14 protein-coding genes and 2 tRNA genes are annotated in these 14,374 nt (G+C 46.7%); 6 read left to right on the forward strand and 10 right to left on the reverse strand.

What is annotated here, in order from left to right; translation table 11 throughout:
• Positions 1–1,281 (reverse strand): FAD-dependent oxidoreductase, encoded by a 1,281-nt coding sequence (locus NWE96_04865; GenBank protein ID MCW3983309.1) that lies wholly within the window; start codon positions 1,279–1,281, stop codon positions 1–3.
• A complete protein-coding gene (locus tag NWE96_04870; protein MCW3983310.1) occupies positions 1,282–1,725 on the reverse strand; it encodes a 4Fe-4S dicluster domain-containing protein in 444 nt (147 codons plus the stop codon).
• A 269-nt stretch (positions 1,726–1,994) separates the two neighbouring features.
• Here NWE96_04870 and NWE96_04875 point away from each other — a divergent pair, with 269 nt between their 5' ends.
• The 3 genes from NWE96_04875 (at position 1,995) to NWE96_04885 (ending at position 5,361) form a co-directional block, all read left to right on the forward strand.
• Positions 1,995–3,098: a phosphate uptake regulator PhoU gene (locus NWE96_04875; protein MCW3983311.1), complete on the forward strand. Its 1,104-nt coding sequence runs from the start codon at positions 1,995–1,997 to the stop codon at positions 3,096–3,098.
• Between the two features lie 134 nt (positions 3,099–3,232).
• Positions 3,233–4,390, forward strand: a complete 1,158-nt coding sequence (locus tag NWE96_04880; GenBank protein MCW3983312.1) for an acyltransferase — start codon at positions 3,233–3,235, stop codon at positions 4,388–4,390.
• A gap of 44 nt (positions 4,391–4,434) precedes the next feature.
• Positions 4,435–5,361, forward strand: coding sequence for an alpha/beta hydrolase (locus NWE96_04885; protein MCW3983313.1), 927 nt, complete (start codon positions 4,435–4,437; stop codon positions 5,359–5,361).
• An 8-nt stretch (positions 5,362–5,369) separates the two neighbouring features.
• Here the strand turns inward: NWE96_04885 and NWE96_04890 are convergent.
• From NWE96_04890 to thsB, 3 genes are all read right to left on the reverse strand, one after another.
• Positions 5,370–5,447: transfer RNA gene (locus tag NWE96_04890), tRNA-Glu, on the reverse strand.
• A gap of 84 nt (positions 5,448–5,531) precedes the next feature.
• The gene (locus NWE96_04895) at positions 5,532–6,476 is read right to left on the reverse strand and encodes a DUF475 domain-containing protein (protein ID MCW3983314.1); all 945 of its coding nucleotides are present in this window, start codon (positions 6,474–6,476) and stop codon (positions 5,532–5,534) included.
• A 180-nt stretch (positions 6,477–6,656) separates the two neighbouring features.
• The gene (gene thsB, locus NWE96_04900; protein MCW3983315.1) at positions 6,657–8,309 is read right to left on the reverse strand and encodes a thermosome subunit beta; all 1,653 of its coding nucleotides are present in this window, start codon (positions 8,307–8,309) and stop codon (positions 6,657–6,659) included.
• Between the two features lie 274 nt (positions 8,310–8,583).
• Here thsB and NWE96_04905 point away from each other — a divergent pair, with 274 nt between their 5' ends.
• Complete coding sequence (locus tag NWE96_04905) at positions 8,584–8,724, forward strand: YHS domain-containing protein (GenBank protein MCW3983316.1); 141 nt, start codon at positions 8,584–8,586, stop codon at positions 8,722–8,724.
• A 32-nt stretch (positions 8,725–8,756) separates the two neighbouring features.
• Here NWE96_04905 and aqpZ read toward each other — a convergent pair whose 3' ends face one another.
• From aqpZ to NWE96_04925, 4 genes are all read right to left on the reverse strand, one after another.
• Complete coding sequence (aqpZ, locus tag NWE96_04910) at positions 8,757–9,458, reverse strand: aquaporin Z (GenBank protein MCW3983317.1); 702 nt, start codon at positions 9,456–9,458, stop codon at positions 8,757–8,759.
• 86 nt (positions 9,459–9,544) lie between these two features.
• Positions 9,545–10,828, reverse strand: coding sequence for a DUF1015 domain-containing protein (locus NWE96_04915; protein MCW3983318.1), 1,284 nt, complete (start codon positions 10,826–10,828; stop codon positions 9,545–9,547).
• A gap of 11 nt (positions 10,829–10,839) precedes the next feature.
• Positions 10,840–11,742 carry a hydroxyacid dehydrogenase gene (locus tag NWE96_04920; GenBank protein ID MCW3983319.1) on the reverse strand — a complete coding sequence of 301 codons (903 nt, stop codon included), beginning with the start codon at positions 11,740–11,742 and terminating at the stop codon, positions 10,840–10,842.
• Entirely contained in the window at positions 11,739–12,812 is a 1,074-nt protein-coding gene (locus NWE96_04925) for an aminotransferase class V-fold PLP-dependent enzyme (GenBank protein MCW3983320.1), read from the reverse strand. The genes NWE96_04920 and NWE96_04925 overlap by 4 nt, the downstream gene beginning before the upstream one ends.
• Positions 12,813–13,003: 191 nt before the next feature.
• Here NWE96_04925 and NWE96_04930 point away from each other — a divergent pair.
• Both NWE96_04930 and NWE96_04935 read left to right on the forward strand, forming a co-directional pair.
• Positions 13,004–13,120: transfer RNA gene (locus NWE96_04930), tRNA-Ser, on the forward strand.
• A gap of 270 nt (positions 13,121–13,390) precedes the next feature.
• Positions 13,391–13,813, forward strand: a complete 423-nt coding sequence (locus NWE96_04935; protein MCW3983321.1) for an OsmC family protein — start codon at positions 13,391–13,393, stop codon at positions 13,811–13,813.
• Positions 13,814–13,825: 12 nt separating this feature from the next.
• On the opposite strand, the gene NWE96_04940 is transcribed toward NWE96_04935, so the two are convergent.
• Positions 13,826–14,305 (reverse strand): hypothetical protein, encoded by a 480-nt coding sequence (locus tag NWE96_04940; protein MCW3983322.1) that lies wholly within the window; start codon positions 14,303–14,305, stop codon positions 13,826–13,828.
• Positions 14,306–14,374: the final 69 nt, after the last annotated feature.

Here is a 14,374-nt window from a genome sequence, read left to right on the forward strand (position 1 = left end):
TTATTGCACCACATTCATCTTTTTCTGTAAACTCGCAGGCAAAGTTGCCAAACAGAAGCTCTCGGCGAGCAGTTGGTCTTTGAATTTCTTTACGTTTATGCCGTTTTTGAGGAGGTAGAATATGACTCCTGCCCGCTCGATACAGTTAACCATCGTCATGCCAACGATGACATTGTTGCGCAAGACCAGCTTTTTGTAGACTTTGCGTTCGAAGTCACTTTGCACAAGCACCTCAACGGTCGGGTCATCTTTGGGGTTAGCTAAACCTATGGAGACGATGGGTATACCGAAGTATTTTAGGCTGCTCATGTTTGTTCCGCCTTCGTATGTTGCTTTTTGCCCTGCCATGTTGTAACCTGCAACGTGACCGCCTTGCATCGCCAGAGGCCAAAGAGGTAACAGACGGTTTTGGCCCAATACGAAGTCGTATGCTTCAGCAACATCACCGCTGGCGTAAACGTCAGGTACATTGGTTTGCATCGTGCTATCCACCACTATACCGCGGTTAACTTTTATCGCTGTGCCAGCAACAAGTTCTGTTCGGGGGATAACGCCGATGGCAACGATAACTAAGTCGCATGGAACGGTGTCGCCTTTTGTGAGGACTACGCCGCCGACTGCAGCTTCGTTGTCGGGTTTGCCGATGATTTTCTGCACAGACTGACCAGTAACGATGTTGACTCCTGCCGCTTTCACGACACTCTCAACCATCTCGGAGGCTTTAGGATCCAAGAGCAAGCTGAGGATTTTGTCCTGTAACTCAACCATCGTAACTTTTAGACCGCGTTTTGTTAGTGCTTCGGTAACGCTTAAGCCGATTAAACCTGCGCCGATTACAACTGCCGATTTGGCTTTTATGGCGTCGATTTTGGCCGCAAGACGCTCGGCGTCGGCTATGGTGGTGAAGGTGAATACACCATCTTTTTCCTGTCCCTCCATCTTGGGAACGAAAGGCTTGCCGCCTGTGGCTAAGAGGAGTTTTTCGTAGGAAACTTTTTCGCCACTTTCCAGTGTCACAGTTTTTTCAGCGAGGTTGAGTGCCGTGGCTTTTTTGCCCAATACTGGTTCGGCTTTGAGTTGTTTCCAGAACTCGTCCTCGCGGCACTTCATTTTGTTAAAGTCTGCTTTGCCGCTTACGAAGTCACTGATCATGGGGCGACTGTACTGCGGGCAAGCCTCATCTGAGATAACTGTAATTGTGCCTTCTTGGTCGATTTCGCGTATGGCTTCAACTGCGCCTATACCTGCAGCGGAAGCCCCGATGATGACGTATTTTGCCATTTAGGATCGAACCTCTTTGAATTCTAAAGCTTGGTTTGGACAGTTCGCTACACATGCGGGTTCTTTGAGGCCTTGGCAGAGGTCGCATTTAGCGACGACTTTGTTTTCTTTGTCCATCTTTATGGCGCCGTACGGGCAAACCATGATGCAGGTCCAGCAACCCATGCATTTGTCTTTGTTGTGTTTGACTTCGCCTGTTTTGGGGTCTTTGGTCATGGCGCCTGTTAGGCAGGCGACTACGCAGGGGGCGTCTTCGCAGTGGCGGCATTGGATGGCAAAAGAGACGGGTTTTTGTATTTCTCGGGTTACTCTGCTTATGGGTTTGGGGCGTTCGCTGTTGTAGGCTTTGATTATGTCTTTTGTTTTTGAGTGTGCTACGGTGCAGTAGACTTCGCAGAGTCCGCAGCCCATGCAGGCTTCTTGTTTTGCTACTATTTTTTTCATGTTTTTGACCTTTTTTCTCTTTAGCGCGGGCATGTGAGCACTAGAATGTGAAGTTCCACGTCTCTTGTGCATAATACACCTTTGCTTTTGATTGATTGTTCATCTTTTTTTATTATTACTTTACACGTGTTTAACGGCAATGGTGTACCCTCTTTTTTTGAGCGCGCCCACCCAAATAGCACATAATCTATATAACTTTGTTGAAAATCATTTATATTGCACTTAACGAAGTATGTTATATACATGAAACATTTACCAAAGTGACGCACATGGCCGAAAAAGACCTCGGATACAGACGAGTCCAATGCACAGGCAGAGGCTCCTACATCATCTCCCTCCCAAAAGAATGGGTCGAAGACATAGGACTCAAACGCGGCAGCGAAATCGCCTTCAACATCCAACCCGACAACACCCTCACGCTGGTACCGCGCAAAATAGCAGAGAAAGAAGGCAAAAGCGACACAGCAAAACCCAAAGAATACTACATAAACGTCGACCCCAAAGAAGCCCCCGAAGCCGCATTACGCATGATACGTGCACTCTACGCCATAGGCGCCGACATCATCCGCATACACTTCAAAAACATAAAAGACGCCCCAAAATACAAAGTTGAAACAAAAAACTTTGTCCGCGACACCTTCTTAGGCGCAGAAATCATCGACGAAACCCCTGAAGAAATCACGCTGCAGATTCTTATAAAACACAGCGAATTCGGCATCGAAAAAGCAGTTCGCCGCATGGCCATCGTGGCGCTTGCAGCCAACCGAGACGCTATAGCTTACCTCACCGACCGCAGTCCCGCCCTATTTGACAGCGTTCTTCACGCACGCAATGATGTAAATCGACTCGGACTCTACATAGTTCGCCAACTCAAATACGGCATTGAGCGTAACCTATACCGTGAACTTGGTTTCAGAACGCCTAAAGAGTTCCTACTCTACCGCATAGCCGTTAACGACATAGAAAACATTGCCGAAAACGCCCTCAACATAGTCAACAGCATCGGGTCACTCCAGAAATTAATCGACGACGAAACGCTCTTCTTAAAAGACCCCATAGACGAAGAAACCTATACACAGTTATCTAACTATTACATGCAGGCGCAGCAGCTTTACGAAGACGCCGTTAAAGCAGTTTTCAAGCGGGACTACAAAGATGCTGAAAAGCTAATTTCGAAGCGTGAATCCCTTTTTGCGTTGGAAAACGAGCTAATTATGTTGATTTCAAGCAAAAAGATGGATCCTAATGTGACGGCGATTTTGCGGTTAATCTTTGACAGCACACGACGCATCGTGGATTACAGTCGTAACATGGCTGAATTGACCTTGAATCGTACGGTGGAGGAGTTGTGCTCGACATTGACGTACAAATGAGCATGCTTTCACCTTTTGATTTTGTCTTCTGCCGTTCTGATGGTTTGTTGTACAGCTAAACGCGCATTTTTTGTCCAATATTCTGTCCGCGAATGTATGTTTGGTTGTTGTATTTCGAGGTTATCGTTTGTTTTTTGACCGAAAGGGTTAAATGGAAATGTGTCTCTCGGCTGGAGAAAACACTGATGTATATGATGACTTACGACGATATACAGAAGGCTGAGCGGCCACATTCAATCTCAGAACTAACAATCCTAAAAATAACCGCCCTAGTTCTACTTATATTCGTCCACAGCGACCTCTTATTTGCTTACCCAGCCATCATGCAACCAGTAGAGTGGTTTTTGCTAAGTGTATTCTTCTTTGTAGGCGGGTACTTGGCTTACTCCTCATTTCAGAAAAGAGGCAGAAGCCTAAAACAATTCTTTAAATCAAAAATCCTAACACTGTATGTTCCCTTCGTTGCTGCAGTCGTATTTTATTTATTTTTAGATACCCTTATGGGTGCACCGACTGAGCCCTTGGCGTTCGTCTCTCAAGTGTCTATGATGAACGTGTTTGCACATTTAAATTCACTCTATAATTGGGGAACGCTGTGGTTTATCCCATTCTTGCTACTGTTCATGGCCATCACCTGCGCTTTGGAACGTTACGTTCAAAGCACAAAAAAACAAATCTTTGCAATCAGCGTGTTGCTCTTGGGGACAGCCCTTCTTTGGGCTTTTAACACCCCCCTGAGGTTGGATGGATTGTTTAACCAGTACCTTTTGGTCTTCGTTTTCGGCTTCTACATAAGCAAATTCCACCTCTACGAAAAACTCATGAACTACAAAACTGCACTCGTAGCATTACCCATAGTTGCTTTCTTTGCACTGGATTTCTCAGGGGTATTCAACTACACCACACCCATTAACGCCCTCGTAGCCCACATCTACTTCAACACCCGAAGCATCGCATTAACGATGAGTTTGGTCCTGCTAGCTCTGATGGCGCTAAGAAGAGTAAAGATACCCGCCAACGGATTCGCCAAACAAATAGCAGATCACAGCGCCTTCATCTACCTCTCAGAACCCTTCATCAGCTTCGTAATCCTAACCTACGTGTTCGGGCAAGGCGAATCCTTCTTTGCCAGCGGACCCCTATTCTACCTCTACCAAGCAACAAGAATCCTAGTGCTGTTGGTTGTGATGCCGCTTGGGTTTTTGATGTTGCAATATAGACCCAAGATTGCCACCCCAGCGGTTTTGCACAGGGTAAAGGTTGTTTATAAGAATCTTTTATTTAGGCGTTGAAGTGTTAACTCAAAGGCACAGGTCTAAAGTCGAGGACAGGGGCTTTGAGGAAACGCTACATAGCACTTGCTGGAGTAATCGCTTTAGGCACCGTTTTGTCTCTGTTCACTTTTCTGTACTGGAACCCTCTAAACGGCGAATCCAAGTTACTGCCTGAAAAAACAAACTACACCCTACAAAGTGGAGTCCGATACCTAAACGACTCCAACCCATACCACTTAATGGACGTGTACCTGCCAGACGGCGACGGACCTTATCCCGCGATGATTTATCTTCACGGCGGCGGATGGGTGGAAGGTAACCGAAGCGACCTCAGCTCCACGGCAGCGTTTTATGCTAAAAGAGGAATCGCGGGCTTCACCGTTGACTACACGCTTGCAACATCGAACGCCTCTGCTTGGCCAGCTAACATCCAAGATGTATTAGCTGCAGTGCACTTTATCAAAGAAAACGCTCAAAACTTTAACATTGACCCCACAAGGCTGGCGGCTATGGGTAGCAGCGCAGGTGCACATTTAGCCTCACTTTTAGGAACACTCTCTGGAAAAGAAGCATTCCTCACAAATTCAACCGTGGAAAAAGTTCAATTGGTAATCAACTATGCAAGTGTAGCGGACTTGGAGTTTGTGGGGCAAAACAGGACTGAAAACAATAACTTAATCTACAGCCTAGTTAGCAGCTTGTTTGGCAACATCTCCTACGAACAGAACCCCAACCTGTGGCGGGAAGCATCCCCCGCAACCTACATCTCAGCCGATGACGCAACCTTTGTCTTCATCCACGGAGTCTCCGACCGCATCGTCCCCATTGAGATCGCTGAATCCTTCAACATAAAACTACAGAACGCGGGTGTTGAAACGTTTTTTGTGAAAATCCAAGGAGACCACGACATTTTGACAAATGACGCATGGAACCTGCAAGCGCGTTACACAGTTGAGCCCGTGCTAAAAAGCGTTTTTCACCTGAATTGAGGTGTGAGTGGTGCTCCGGCCGGGATTTGGACCCGGGTCCGCGACTCGAGAGGCCGCTATACTTGACCGGACTATACTACCGGAGCACAGATTTTAGCCAACAATTGTTCGCTCATAGAGATAAATAGGTTTTCGTGGGGTTCTGGCTAAATGTGTCTGAGAGCGTGGGTTTAGGTGGAGCTTGTAGGTTCTACGCAGGTTATTTTCGGGATTTTTCGTTTTGACAACCAATAAGCTATCCCGACGAGGGAAAAGGTTATGATTATGGGTACAACTGAGGGCAGTTCTACTCCGAAGGCTTCGATTATCATGAAGAGTCCAAGAAAGCCGATAGAGGTTAAGGCACCGTTTTTGAGGTAACAGTATTTGGCTATGGTATCGATGCCTTTGATGGTTAACTCTCGGACGACGATTGCACCTACGCCAATACCGATTAAGATTAAGATCAGGTTGATAGTGAAAGCGAAAGCACCAATTACCCCGTCGAAGCTAAACGTCATGTCGAGGACTTCGAGATAGAGGAACTTTGATGCGTCACTCATGTTGCCAGCACCCTTAACAAGGTTGCGTTCGCCTTCCTCCGCGGTTTGTTTTAAGCCGTAAAGTATGAAGAAGGTGGCGCTACCGATTGCTGCCGCGAGCATAACCATTGGATCCGCACGGGCAAGATACATGACTATAACAAGGATTATGGCTGCAAAAGCGAAGAACCATACACCATGCTTCTCTTTTAGGAAACGCTCAAAAAAGAGGGGTTCTTTCTTTTCAAGGAAGAGCCAATGAAAGTAGAGGAAAAGTAGGAAGACTCCTCCAAACATGAGGATAAGCGGTTTCTGTTCCTCTATGGCATGCGCTGCAACGTCGCTTTGACCCACGAATGCTAAGAAAAGGTCTTGGCCGCTGATTGTGGGCACTGAAATCCAGACGATAATGAGTGGGAGAATGAAACGGACCAAGAAGACAGATGTGAAAATTCCGATTATGAGAAAACGTTTGCGCCACAGCATACTCATGGTTTTTAGTACGCTTGCGTTGACGATAGCGTTATCAACACTGTTAACTACCTCAAAAACAATCAACCCGACTACTATCAGGATCGACTCGACTAAGGACAACACTTTGCGCTCGCGAAGTTATTTGCACTTACGTATCAGATGTTTTTAATAAACAAATCTCTAAAAAAACCCGTAAAAACGATAGAAATGTACAAAAAAGAAGCAGATAGAGTTTCTGGTTTCTAAATTATGAAATGAGAAAACAGTTTTTCTTGACAAATAAAAGGTGGGAAAATGGGTTTATTCTTCGCCCATGCCGCCGCCCGGCATTCCGCCTGGGCCGCCTGGACCGCCTTTGGGTGCTTTAGCGGTAATGACGTCGTCAATGCGTAGGATGAGCGCTGCGGATTCTGAGGCTGATTTGATTGCTTGCTCTTTAACCATGATTGGTTCGATGACGCCGTTTGCGATGCTGTCTTGGAGTTTACCTGTGAAGACGTTGATGCCTTGGTTTTTGCCGTCTGCTTTGTCGTGAACACTGCGTAACTCGACGAGGATATCAATGGGTTCGAGGCCTGCGTTTTCTGCAAGTGAACGCGGGATGACTTCGACTGCGTCTGCGAATGCTTCAACTGCGAGTTGTTCGCGTCCGCCGACTTTGGTTGCGTATTTGCGCAGTTCTTTGGCAATTTCCATTTCGATGGCGCCGCCGCCTGGTACGATTTTGTTGTTTTCGATAACGTCTGAGACTACTGAAAGTGAGTCAACCATGGCGCGTTCGGCTTCGTCGACCATGCGTTCAAGACCTGCGCGGATGAGGATTGCGACGCTGTGGGGGTCTTTGCATTTCTCGACGAAGATCATTTTGTCATCGCCGATTTTGCGTTCCTCCACTAAGCCTGCTGATCCGAGGTCGGTTTTCTTGAGGTCGTCGAGGTCGCTGACGATTCTGCCGCCTGTTGCGCGGGCGAGTTTTTCCATGTCGGATTCTTTTACGCGGCGTGCTGCGATGATGCCTTCTTTTGCTAGGAAGTGCTGGACCATATCGTCGATACCTTTTTGGCAGAAAATCACGTTTGCGCCTGAGGCTTTGACTTTTTCAACCATGTCTTGCATCATGGTGGTTTCTTGGTCTAGGAATGCCTTCATCTGTGTGGGGTCTTTGATTCTGATTTCAGCGGTGATCTCGGTTTTCTCGATTTCAAGAGCTGAATCAAGGAGTGCAATCTTGGCGTTCTCTTTCATCTTAGGCATACCAGGGTTGACGACTTCTTTATCTATAATTACGCCTCTGATTAATTCTGTTTCTAAGAGGCTTTTGCCTGTTTTCTTGATGAGTTGGATGTTGTCGATGTCGGCGATTGTTTTGTCTCCGCGTTGTTCAGCAATCTGCTTGACTGCGTCGATGCTGATTTCTGCAAGGTGGTCTTTTGCGGAGCCGAGTGATTTGCTGCTCATTGAGGTTAAGGCGACTTTTAGGAGGGTTTTACGGTCGTTTGTATCAAGTGGTACTGCAGTTTTGCCGATGACTTCAATGGCTTTTTGGCTTGCTTTGCGGAAGCCGCTAACAAGGATGGTTGGGTGAATGTTTTGTTCTAAAAGTTCCTCAGCTTTTTTGAGGAGCTCGCTTGCTAAAACGACTGCACTGGTGGTTCCATCACCAACCATGTCGTCTTGGGTCTTTGCGATTTCAACCATCATTTTTGCCGCGGGGTGTTCGACGTCGATTTCTTTGAGGATGGCTGCGCCGTCGTTAGTTATGGTGATGTCGCCCAAGCTGTCGATGAGCATTTTATCCATGCCTCTTGGGCCAAGGGTTGTTTTTAGGACTTCACCGATTACTCGGGCTGCCATAATGTTGTTTCTTTGGGCTTCTTTGCCTCTGCTTCTGGTTGTTCCTTCTTTGAGGATAAGGACTGGCTGTCCTGAACCGGTTGTTGTCAAATACGCCATACGTTACACCTACTTTAGTAGAATTTTGTTTAATTCGGATTATTGCAAAAAGTAAACGTAAATATAAACTTTAAGGCTTGATGAGTCTGTTGTAGATTTGAATTATTTCCAATACTCAACACGTAAGTTTAATGGAAACACGGCCCAATTCACTTTAGCAACTGGGTTTTTGCGGGAACATCTGGCTGTGCTGTGCCTTTTCCAGAATGAAGCCACCACTAACGTTAATAGGCAGTTAGGTGCAATCAATGTTTGAGGCTTAATTACACTGTCAATGAGAGATCCCGTTTGTGGCGCAGTTCTCGACGAGAACACCGCGAAGTTCAAAATTTCTTATGAAGGCGAAACCTACCATTTTTGCAGTTTAGTATGCAAAAAAAGGTTCAAGCGGCAACCGACTAAATTCGTGAAATAAAAAATAAAAAAAGGTTACTGGTGGGTTAGGGCTTACTTTAGGGCTTTCCAGACTAATGCAGCCAAGATACCGCCGATAATTGGCGCCACCCAAAACAGCCACAACTGCTCCAACGCTACACCGCCGACAAAAACGGCTGGGCCTAAACTTCTTGCGGGGTTAACTGAAGTGTTAGTGATGGGTATGCTTACTAGATGTATCAGTACCAGTGACATGCCGATTGCGAGTCCTGCGAAGCCTTTTGGTGCACGCACAGAAGTCGATCCATGGACTACTAGCACAAAAATGAACGTCAACACTATTTCTGTTATCAAACCTGCAAGCAGTGAGTAACCCGCGGGGGAAGCTGCAGCGTAGCCGTTTTGAGCTAAACCTGAAACTGCAATAGAGTACGATGCTTTTCCTGTTGCAATAGCGTAAACTATTCCTGCACCGACAATTGCGCCTACGCATTGAAAAACTATGTAGAGAGCTGCGTCGCGGGCACTGATTTTTCTAGCCACTAGCATAGAGATTGTTATAGCTGGGTTTATGTGGCAACCGCTTATGCTGCCTATAGCGTAAACCATTGCCAAAACTGAAATACCGAAAGCAAAAGAGACGCCTAAGAAGCCTATGTATGTTCCTGCAAAAACTGCACTGCCACATCCCATGAGTACAAGTACCATGGTTCCGATGAATTCAGCTAAATATCGTTTAATTGGTTTAGGGGGTATGTCTACTCCTTCACTCATTTCTTTCTCCTCTTTATTCTGTTGTTGAATCACTCAGTGATTTACCTAAATAATGGTTGTACACAAAAAAGGCGCTAAAACGCCACCTATGCAGGCAGCTTTTCGCTAGTTGCGATATCCATCAAAACAAGTCCCGAAACCAGTTTAGGATAGAAATCGGTGCTTTTTTCGGGCAAAACTTGATGCTGCACAGCAACTTCCGCAACCGTCTTAGCCGAAACAGGATTAACCAAAAAAGCTATGCTTGCCTCTCCATGGTCAACCTTGGCGAGGGCATCTTTGGCCCAGCGTTCGTAGAGGATGGTTTCGTCTATGTCGAGTTGCCCTGTTTTTAACACATGCTTGAATACAATGTCGCGGAGGATGACTACGTCGAAAACCTTGGTTTCCTTAGACACATTAGCATCAATGAAATCGTAAACGAACTTGTCATGTTTTAGGGTTAACCCACAAGCTTTAGCACCATCGTAAACACAAAAAGCATGCTCACAAAGGTGATTACGCAAGTAACGCTCAATGGCCTCCACGGTTGGCGGAATTTCGCTAATCTCAAAGAAACAACTCAATCCAGCCACGACTTCAGGGGTTAACTTGTAATTTTTCAGCAACCGATGAGTGGGCAAAACGATTAAGCCCTCCTGCTGCACTGGAACCATGTAGCACATGTAAAAATTAAAGGCGTCGTCCTCGCTCCAGTTGCCTTTGGCACGCATTTCGTCGCGGTAAGCCACAGCGCTTTCGTAGCGGTGATGCCCGTCATTTATAACCATAGGTTTAGGAGCCAAAATCGCCTGCAATTGGCGGATTTTCCCTGTTTCCGTAACCTTCCAAACCGTATGCCTAACGCCCAATGCATCAGTTATCTGCAGTATCGGAGGAGTTTTTGTGACTTCAGTCATGAATTTTAGGGTTGCCTCTTCTGGGTCTTGGTACATCAAAAAAACGGGTTCCAAATCTTTCTGCACCGTTCGAAGCATGTTCAGGCGGTCGGCTTTAGGCGCTTTATAGGTGGCTTCGTGGGGGAACACGGTGTTTTCGTTGTAAGGATAGAGGCGAAGCGCGGCGATTATGCCCATACGATTGTATTGTTTTTTGTTTAGGGTGAATTCTTGGCGTGAAACGAAAATAGCTGGTTCTGGCTCTTTGGTCATGACTCCTTCTTTGAGCCATTGCTGTAGCCGCTGGTTTGCCACGTTATACTTATCTTCTTCCATGGGCAAAATTAGGCGGCAGAAATTGTAAGGCGACAACGCGTAGTAAGCTTTCTGCATGGCTACATCGATTTTGTCGTATGGTTGCGTTATGAGGTCTTCAGTTTTGCCTGCTTTGGGCGTATAAGTTATCGCTCTAAACGGTCTAACGTCAACCAATAATGTTCAGCTCAGAGTTTGAGTTTATCAAGCGCATCTATAACGTTATTGGCTATTTGTATGCTTGCCCTATGTTGAGCCTCAAAAGTTTGAGCCCCCATATGCGGCGTAGCGATAACGTTACTCAAAGCGAACAATCTGCGGTCTTTGGGCGGCTCCTCTTCAAACACATCCAAAGCTGCACCCCCAACTTTACCAGACAACAGAGCCTGATAAAGCGCTTCTTGATCGATGACGCCGCCACGTGAGCAGTCGATGATGCGGACGCCTGTTTTCATGAGGTTGAACTCTTTGGTGGAGATAAGGTGGCGAGTTTTAGGAGTCAGGGGCACATGAAGAGTAATGAAGTCTGCCTGCGGTAACATATCCGCCAAGGGCACAAAACGGTCGTAGACACATTCTTCGACGACTATAACTTTCATCCCAAGCGCCAACGCGAGGCGTTCGACGTCTTTGCCGATGAAGCCGCAGCCGATAACCCCCAACGTTTTGCCGCTGAGTTCGGTGCCCATGAGTTTCTCTTTTTCCCATTTGCCCTCCCGCAGCGAATTGGTGCATTGAACTATGTTTCGAGCTAAGGCGATCATGTGTCCGATAGTGAGTTCAGCGACGCTGATGTAGGAAACATGTGGGGTGTTGACTAAGGTGATTCCGAGTTGTTTGGCGCGTTCGAAGTCTACGTTGTCTAAGCCTTCGCCTGCTCTTCCGATAACTTTGAGGTTCTTGGCGTTCTCCAGCAGTTCGCCTCGAACTTTGGTGGCGCTACGCACAATCAGAACGTTGTATTCGCCGATTATTTTGGGGAGGTCAGGTTTAGGAATATCCCAACCCCGCTTAACCTCGTAGCCTTCCTCTTCAAGGATTTTTATGCCTTCGTCAGCGATTTTGTCGCTAACAAGGATTTTAACGGTCACTGCAAACCCCAGATTTGGTCGATGTTGGCGATTACGTCTTTGATGCCGTCAAGCGTCCATTCGCCCATGTGGCCGATGCGGAAGGTTTTGTCTTTTAGTTTTCCGTAGCCTGCCGAAATTAAGTAGCCTTTTTCTGCCAGTTTCTGGCTTAGGGCGTTGACGTCTTTGCCGTTGCTGTTTATGCAACTGACGGTTATGGATTCGTAGCCTGCTTCGGGGAACATGCTAAAGTGCTTCTTTGCCCACGCCTGGGTGTATTTCGCCATATCTAAGTGGCGCTGGTAGACTCTGTCGTATGTCTCAGCAAGAAGAAGCTCCATGCGCTTGTTGAGTGCGTACAGGAGTGAAACGTTAGGTGTGAAGGGCGTCTGGTGTTTCTTTTCGAATTCGAATATGTCGACAAGATCTGTGTAGGCGCCTCTGTTGGGGACTGTTTTAGCGCGTTCGATGGCGCGGTCGCTGACCAAACCGACAGCTAACCCCGGCGGAAGCGCGAAACATTTCTGGGTGCTACCAAAGATGATGTCACAGTTCATTTCTTGGGGCATTGTTTTGTCGCCTGCCATTGAGGAGACAGCGTCGACTGCGAAGATGATGTCGGGGTATTCTTTTTTGACCATCTTGCCGATTTCGGCGATGGGACTGCGGACACCTGTACTGGTTTCGTTATGGCAAACGGTAAGCGTGTCGTATTTGGCGGTGGCGAGTTTTTCTGCAACCATCTCTGGTTTGATGGCTTTGCCCATTTCGACTTCTAGAATGTCGGTTTGTTTACCGCATGAGGTGAGTGTTTGGGCGCATCGCTGGCTGAAGGCGCCGTTTACGCAGGCGAGTGCGCGTTCTTTTACGATACTTCTACCGATGATGTCAAACCAGAGGGTTCCTGACCCCGTAGTTACTGTGGGTTTGTATTCGGCGGGTAATTGGAAGTATTTGGCGATTTTGTCGGTTATTCCGCCATATAATGTGGAGAACTCTTTTTCTCTGTGCCCAATTAGATATTGGGTTTGTTCTTGAAGTACTTCTTTACTTACTTCTGTTGGACCTGGAATCAAGAGTTTCTTATGCATGACCTAAACCTTCAGTCAAAAAAGGTTAACTTTGCAGATATAAGCCTTGTGCGCACCCAAACGTCTGTTTTCTCCTCAAGCAAACGAATAACGTGCTTTACGGTAAGCTGCAAAGTATGCTACGTTGGGGGTTGTTTTTCGATAAAGCTTTAAATTCCGCGCAAGTCAGAGAAAAGGTGCAAACCATTGTTGCCGGGGTCTCCTAGCCCGGCAGGGAGCAAGCCTGGAGATAGCACTCTTCAGGGTGTGTACCTGTTAGCTTGTGGCCTTTCGGGGCCGCGGGGGTTCAAATCCCCCTCCCGGCGCCATTTTAGGTTTTTGTCAATTTCTATGAAGCAATATAGACCATTAAATAGTCTTATAATCTATTAAGGTAAGTCTAAAAACAGTCTTCTATGAAGTCTTTTTTGAGCTTTCAGCATTGGATGCCGTGTTGCATGTGTAAATCCCATAACATGCCTATCTCGCTGCGAGAGAGCCAAACTTGACCTTTATGGGTAACGTGGATAGGCATCATGAAAGCATCTAAACACGCAGAGAACTCTAAACATAAGAACAGCGGAATTGATAATTAACGTATGTCTTCGTCAAAGAAAATGGTCATCGAATGGAAAGGCAACCTGCGCTTAGAAGCAAAAAACGAGAAAAACCTAACCGTAAACTTTGATGCCCCAATAGCGCACGGCGGCGAAGAAACCGCGCTGTCGCCGATGGAGAACGTTTTGGCAAGTTTAGCCGCCTGCAGCAGCTTTCATGTCCTAACAATTCTTAAAAAGAAACGCCTAAACGTAACAGGTTACTCTGTGGAAGCTACCGCGGAAAGAAGAGACGAACCACCCAGAGTATTCACTAAAATCCACCTAAAATACACCGTTAAAGGCGAAAACATCCCCGCTCAAGCTGTCGAGACGGCGATTAAGCTCTCAGAGGAGAAGTACTGCTCAGTTGGGGGTATGCTGCAGAAAGCTGTTCCGATCACTTCGTCGTTTGAAATACTCTAAAGGATGCAAAGGTTAGTCGAGGTTTACGTTTTTGGGCAGAAACCTCAGCAGCTGAGCGATGAATTCTTCTCTGTTCTCAAGGATGTCAATTTTTTGGTTTTTAATTTTGTCTGGGTACTCTTGGAAGAACCCATAAACCAAATCCACCAGCCTCTCTCGAGGTGCCTTCTGGGAAAGTCTAAAAACTGTTTCTGCTATGGCTTGGTCGAGGGCTTTAGCGCAGTTGGCTCGCCCCAACTTTTTGCCTTGCACCATTAAACTGACTACGGAAGTTAAGCATTCGTCGGCGAGGATGTCTTCGAATAGGGTTTGTTCGCGGATTCGAAAGTGAAACTCGTACTGCTGCTCGATGAAAGAATGCGTCAGAAGCCGCACGAGGAGGTCTTTTAGGGTTTCGTTGTTATCGTTCTTTTGCAAAAAAAGATGGATTTCGAGTGGGTTGTCCTCTTTTAGGCTGCCGCTGTTGCTCTGAGGCGTCTTTTTGTGTAACACGACTTGGATTCCGCTTTGTTTGGCGGTGTTGGTGTAGCTGTCACCGCAGGCTTCTTCGATTTTACGTAG

Source organism: Candidatus Bathyarchaeota archaeon (assembly GCA_026014685.1).
Lineage (GTDB): Archaea > Thermoproteota > Bathyarchaeia > Bathyarchaeales > Bathycorpusculaceae > Bathycorpusculum.